Source organism: Merdibacter massiliensis (assembly GCF_900155395.1).
Lineage (GTDB): Bacteria > Bacillota_I > Bacilli_A > Erysipelotrichales > Erysipelotrichaceae > Merdibacter > Merdibacter massiliensis.
In genome coordinates, this window is sequence record NZ_LT699716.1 from 1 (window position 1) to 5,200 (window position 5,200).

The window sequence follows — 5,200 nt, forward strand, 5'->3', positions numbered from 1 at the left end:
CATACTCGGCTTCGGTCAGAAAAACATTCTCATATCTGCCAAACGGCTTGTGCGGCTCTCCACTCACTCCCATTGTTTGGTTTTCTATCAGGTTGTTTATAGTAAGGTTGTTAGGGGTCGGTTTTCCGACCGTCAAAAGGTCGCTTTTCCGACCATCAGTAGGTCGGTTTTCCGCACTTATGAGGGTCGCTTTTCCGACTGTCATAGGGTCGGAAATCCGTACTAATGGCGGCAGCTTCACATACAGGCGGTTGGCTGCGGAAAATCCCGCCCGTTTCCGTTCCAGAAGTCCGGCTGCGTCCAGTTCGTGCAATGCGGCTTTGATGGCGGTCTGCCCCTTATCCAGCATTTCGGCAATCTCCGCTATGGGATAGACAATGAATGTCCTGCCCTGATCGTCCTGCCAGCCGTTCCGCTGTGACAGGGTGGTGCGGTCTAACAGCAGCGCATAGAGCAGCTTGGCGGTCTGGGAAATGTCCATTTTCAGCAGGAACCGGGGATATGGCAGGTAGGGCGGCAAGCCGGTGCCCAGCCCTACATAAATGGTTTCCTGCGTGTTGTCCGGCTTCATGGCTTCGCCCGCTTGGAGCGAAACGGCGGGCACTCGATGATAATTGCCCGGAAACTCTGCTTGCAGGTGCGGCGGCACCTGCGGCAAAGGGGGTTATAGGTGATACGGTTGCGCTCGTTGAGGAAGAACGCCCATTCTTCCTTGCGCTTCTTGCTCATTCTCGGCATTTGCGGCTCCTTTCTGCCGTTCCTGTCGGCGTGACGGGATAGGCGGTATTTGGTGTAGCGTTTCGGTGTCATTTTCGGGGATTTTTCCCTCTGTACGCCCCTTGAAAAAGGCGGGCGGTATTGCGGATAGGGGTAGATATGGGGGACGCTTTTGTGCGGTTTCGGTATCATTTCGGGGCGGGTTTCAGCGGTCAATTTCCCATAGCAAAGGGGTGTCCAAAGTGGAAACCCCTTTCCGGGTAGGGGTGGAACAAAACGGAACACCCTTATCGCTCCCAATCCCGGCGCACTTCTTTTGTCCGTTCCTGCCGGAGCATGGCGGCAAGGTTGGATTGGACTTTCAGCAGTTCGGCGGCTCTGGCTTTCTGCTCCCGGTACTCGGTGTAAAGCCCGTTTTTCTCGGAAATCAGAGCTTCATTTTCCGCTTGCAGCTTGGAAACGGCGGGCAATTTCTTCAAGCCCCGTTCCCGGAAATACCTCACCGCCGCTTCATACAGCGTCAGGTCTGCGTGATACGCTTCCCGGTATCGTTCCGGCTTCTTGGCGGTTTTCAGCCCGTCATGGGCGGGCTTGGTTCTGCGGTAAACGCCGATCTGGTGCATGAGTTCCTTGTTGGCGGTGATTCTGGATTCCAGTTCTTTCAGCTTTTCCCCAGCGGTGTGCTGCCCGGAAATGGCGGCTTCCAAAGCTGCGTCCACATCTTCGGGGCTGGAAAAACCATGCTCGGAAAGGAAATTCATGGTCTTTGCCATCTGTTTGAGGTTAAAGGTTTTTGCCCAACGCTCATAACCGATACCTTTTCCCTCGGCTCGCTTGGCGGCTATATCTACAAGCCGCTGCGGGCCGTCAGGGTTCGGGGTGATTTGGGCGGGTTTTGTCCGCTGTATGCCCTTAGTAAGCTGCGGCTGGTGTTCCTGCCTGCCCTGCGTCTTTGCGGCTGTTCTATGGATGTTCTGCTGGAAAACAGCAAGGACAGCGGCTTTGTCAAAGTCCGTCCCCAGCTTCCGGGCGGTGATGGGCTTCGTTCTATCTGGCGTGAGATAGGACAGCCGTCCCCGGCTCTCCTTGACGGTTACACCCTCCCGCAACAGGAGAGCGGAAAACTCATCAAAGCTGGCGGCGGTGGAAAGGGCTTGGCGTATGGTCTGCCGCAGACGGTCTTTGTCGGTTTCAAACTTGGTCTGCCGGGGTGTGATACCCTCGGCAAGCAGGGCAGCGTTTTCCTTGTCCAGCTTGGCTTGCCCCTTGCGCTTTGCCCAGTATTCACGCTCGGTCACTTTGTTTTTGCTGCCGTTCAAGAGGTCGATCTGGTAAAGCCCCTCCCGGTGGCACATCTCCATGACTTCGCTGCGAAAATACCGCATGGCTGCGGCGGTGCAGCGGTGCTTGTCCCCGGCTCTGGTGTCGCTCGCCCTGTCCATGTAGGGCTTGCGCTCCACCTCGGCGATCCGCAGGCTGTTAATGACAATATGCACATGGATATTGCCGCTGTGGTTGTGTCCGTCCGGGTGGGTGCAAATGATAGCCTGGTGTCCGGGGAAATGCTCTTTGCAGTAGGCAAGCCCCAACGCCTGCGCCCGGTCAACAGTCAGGCCGTTGTCGGCTGCGTCCCGTGGGTCAAAGCTGATGATATAGTGGTGGCTCTTTACATCGTCCCGCTTGTTGTTCTTGCCGTACCGCAGGTTTGCCCGTATGCAGGACAGGGCAAAATCCTCGTCCCCGCAGTTCAGCGTGTCCAGCCGGTAGTCCTGCCGGGGAATGAGCCGCCCGGCTTCATCAAGGGTGGGCTTCATGGTAAACTCGTCATGCTCAAAGGTCAGATAGGCTTCGGCGGCTCCGTAGTCGGCATTTTTAGAGCTGATATGCTTGATCGTTGCCATAGGCTTCACCTATCACTTTCAGCACCTCGAATTTGAGGGCGGCAAGGTCGGAAACGGCGGCTCTTACTTCGCTGGACAGGGCGTTGTAGGGTACGCCGTACTCATTGAGATACCGGGCGATCTGGTTTAGGTTGCTGCCGATTTTCCCGTACTGCGCCACAAGGGAAGATACGGCGGCAAGCATTTCCTCGCTGTGGGCAGTCACCCGGATAACAGGGGAAATCCGGCTGTAAAAAACGGCTTGCCGGATATACTCCGACTGGCTCATGGAGAGGGCGGCGCATTTGTCCTCAAAGGCTCTGCGCTCGGCCTCGGTCAGACGGGTCTTGACAACACATTTCCGCTTGGGGGTGTTGTAGGTTCTGTGTGGCATGGTGGCTCAACTCCTTTCGTTGTTGCTGTTTGTCCTCTCACTGATAGGAGAAAAACAGGGTGTAAATCGGAACTGTTTTTGAAAAATCCGAAAAAATATTTGCGGGGATTTTTCGGCGGCGTAAGCCGCAAAAGGCGGGTTTGGGGTGGCAACCCCAACAAGTATCTGACCGGGGGACAAATGAGCGAAAAGCGAAATTTGGTACACTGGTCGATACTTGCTCACCGTGACTGCGAACTACCCCTCACTTCCGTCCGCCACTTTTCCACGGTTTGTATAAATGCTTTTTGTAAATTCTCCTTTGCCTACTACTCGTTCATCGGGAGCCGGTTTTGGCAATCCGTTTGTCTTTTTCTGCTACTAATAATCCAAGATACAGGGTTATTGCCCGCTGACTGGAACCTTTTCACTTCAGTAATACAGAAAACCCGAAAATGGCAACCGGGCAGACAGAAAATTTTCCTGTTCACTCTAAACACCCCCGCCTTGCCTGTTTTGCCAAAAATAGACACAAAAAAAGCAGCAAATCTTTTTCAAGACTTACTGCTTCATGTGCTGCCGTTGGGCGGCGGTTTATTCAATTTTGGGATTGGCTGGGGCGGCAGCACTTCTTGCTGTCGCCCCTTGTCTGCTTACCAGCAAAGACAGCCGGGGCTGTCAACGGCGGGCGCGGCCCGTTCATCTTGATCGTTGACTGGCTCGGCTGATCTTGCTATTCGGCAGCCAGGCAAATGCTTTTTGTCGCCATGTTATTTCTGAATGCAAGATCATGTTCTACGAAGATCATTGTAGGAGAAAATTCCCTAATCAGATTTTCAATTTGCATTCGAGAATAGATGTCAATATAGTTAAGAGGTTCATCCCACACATACAGATGTGCTTGTTCACAAAGGCTTTTTGCTATCAACACTTTTTTCTTTTGTCCCGCTGAAAAATCTTCCATTTTCTTTTCAAACTGTATTCGTGAAAAATCCATTTTCCGTAAGATTGCCTTAAACAAACTTTCATCAACACGATTGGCTTCCGCGAACTCTGATAACGAACCGTTCAGCATAGAAGTATCTTGAGGTACATAGGACAATATCATGCCAGAACCTATTGCAACTGTCCCACGATGTTCTATTTGTTGCCCGACCAGTAGCTTTAGAAGGCTCGTTTTCCCAGAACCATTTTTTCCATCAAGGGCAATGCGTTCTCCCTGTTTTACTGTAAACGAGATTGGCTGGCAGACATTTTTACCGTCAAAAATCGGTACAACATCAGAGAAAGTCACTAAGGTATCTGAAAAATAGAGAAGCGGAGCTATTTTCAAATCTTCTACGGTTTCCAAATTTTTGAGAAGGCCGGACTTTTCCTCGATTGCCCGTTGCTGCCGCACTTCGATAGCCTTTGAGCGTTTCATCATTTTGGCAGATTTGTGACCAATATACCCTCGGTCAACCGGGCCGTTCCCATATTTTGACGCTTCAATTCGGTCTGACCAGACAGAAGTTCTTTTAGCGGCCTTTTGCATATTATCAATGCTTTTTTTCAGCTTCACATTTTGAGAGAGTTCAAATTCTTGTTGACGCTGGAAGTTGGTGAACCAAGTAGAAAAATTTCCACTTTGCACTTCGATGTTTGACCGATTGATCGACAGGATATGGTCAACACAGCCATCTAAAAAACAGCGATCATGAGAGACTAAGATAAATCCCTTTTTCCGTTTCAGGTATGCTGAAACGGTTTCTCTGGCTTTCATATCCAAATGGTTTGTCGGTTCATCAATCAGTAAAAAGTGTCCATCATTCAGAAATAGAGCGGCAAGCAGCACCTTGGTCTGCTCTCCATTGGAAAGCGTAAAAAATGGCCTCCAAAGTACATCATCACGGACTTCCAGATAGGATAGTTCTCTCAACAGCTCCCACTCTTCCGCCAGCGGGCAGACTTCCGAGAGAATATCCGTAGTTAATCTGTTTTTGTTGTTCACAGGATATGGAAAGTAATCAAATTGCACAGAGGCTTGTATTTTCCCGTGGTATTCATACTTTCCAAGCAAGAGATTTAGAAAAGTTGTTTTCCCTCTACCGTTTCTTCCAACAAACCCAAGTTTCCAATCTGTATCAATTTGAAAATTGACATTTTCAAAAATGTTATCATAGCTGGATGGATAGGCAAAGGTAAGGTTCTCGACTCGGATCATCGACATATCGCATTCCTCCTTTATTCC

General features: G+C 50.8%; 6 protein-coding genes. 1 reads left to right on the forward strand and 5 read right to left on the reverse strand.

All coding sequences use genetic code 11. The annotated features are described in order from the left end of the window. The 4 genes from BQ9859_RS02785 to BQ9859_RS02800 form a co-directional block, all read right to left on the reverse strand. On the reverse strand, positions 1-571 hold a 571-nt coding region (locus BQ9859_RS02785), incomplete at its 3' end, for a replication initiator protein A (protein WP_075876759.1). Beyond that, positions 568-729: a hypothetical protein gene (locus BQ9859_RS12570; protein WP_202613440.1), complete on the reverse strand. Its 162-nt coding sequence runs from the start codon at positions 727-729 to the stop codon at positions 568-570. The genes BQ9859_RS12570 and BQ9859_RS02785, both read right to left, overlap by 4 nt. 275 nt (positions 730-1,004) lie before the next feature. Then, a complete protein-coding gene (locus tag BQ9859_RS02795) occupies positions 1,005-2,618 on the reverse strand; it encodes a relaxase/mobilization nuclease domain-containing protein (RefSeq protein WP_075876761.1) in 1,614 nt (537 codons plus the stop codon). Then, positions 2,590-2,991: a plasmid mobilization protein gene (locus BQ9859_RS02800; protein ID WP_075876762.1), complete on the reverse strand. Its 402-nt coding sequence runs from the start codon at positions 2,989-2,991 to the stop codon at positions 2,590-2,592. The genes BQ9859_RS02795 and BQ9859_RS02800 overlap by 29 nt, the downstream gene beginning before the upstream one ends. On the opposite strand from BQ9859_RS02800, the gene BQ9859_RS12575 reads away from it, so the two are divergent. Continuing rightward, positions 2,983-3,678 (forward strand): hypothetical protein, encoded by a 696-nt coding sequence (locus tag BQ9859_RS12575; protein WP_235846376.1) that lies wholly within the window; start codon positions 2,983-2,985, stop codon positions 3,676-3,678. The two genes, BQ9859_RS02800 and BQ9859_RS12575, sit on opposite strands and share 9 nt — an antisense overlap. A gap of 25 nt (positions 3,679-3,703) precedes the next feature. Here the strand turns inward: BQ9859_RS12575 and abc-f are convergent. Beyond that, positions 3,704-5,200 (reverse strand): ribosomal protection-like ABC-F family protein (gene abc-f, locus BQ9859_RS02810; RefSeq protein WP_456237771.1); only part of this gene is annotated, 1,497 nt, incomplete at its 5' end.

Excerpts from the sequence above, each read along its gene's own strand:
- BQ9859_RS02795 (WP_075876761.1), bottom strand. The coding sequence starts at position 2,618 with ATGGCAACGATCAAGCATATCAGCTCTAAAAATGCCGACTACGGAGCC.
- BQ9859_RS02800 (WP_075876762.1), bottom strand. The coding sequence starts at position 2,991 with ATGCCACACAGAACCTACAACACCCCCAAGCGGAAATGTGTTGTCAAG.
- BQ9859_RS12570 (WP_202613440.1), bottom strand. The coding sequence starts at position 729 with ATGAGCAAGAAGCGCAAGGAAGAATGGGCGTTCTTCCTCAACGAGCGC.